Origin of the sequence: Calderihabitans maritimus (assembly GCF_002207765.1) — a bacterium.
In the GTDB taxonomy this organism is placed as follows: domain Bacteria; phylum Bacillota; class KKC1; order Calderihabitantales; family Calderihabitantaceae; genus Calderihabitans; species Calderihabitans maritimus.
Genome location: NZ_BDGJ01000137.1, coordinates 1 through 366, shown reverse-complemented (window position 1 = coordinate 366; position 366 = coordinate 1). Strand labels below are relative to the sequence as shown.

Below are 366 nucleotides of genomic sequence, written 5' to 3'. Positions count from 1 at the left end.
GTAAAAAAAGAGGACAAGTATGAATACAAGGGAGAAAAGAAAATTGGCCGCCGCTATTGAAGTCCCACATCGCGGATGCAGGGCAAGATCTGTTTCGCCGTTTGCCATGCGGTACAGACCTTTTCCTGCAGCATCCAGAACTTCGTAGGGAGGTGGAAGATCCGGACCTGACAGTGAGAAGCCGTTGGAATATGCAAGTCCTCCTATTCTTAAAGAATGACCATACCTCTCCTCCAGCACGTTAACGGTGGCATGTTCCAAACTGTGATTTTTTCTCACCCTCTTGTCCGCAGCTATTTTTAAAATCTGCCATGGTATCGTAATCACGTTGAAAAAAGAATTGAAAATGAGTACATAAGGAATTAA

Annotated in this window: 1 protein-coding gene; it reads right to left on the bottom strand. The window is 44.3% G+C overall.

Features of this window, described 5'->3' with window-relative positions:
• On the bottom strand, positions 1-366 hold a 366-nt coding region (locus KKC1_RS16345; protein ID WP_202820052.1), incomplete at both ends, for a DUF6391 domain-containing protein.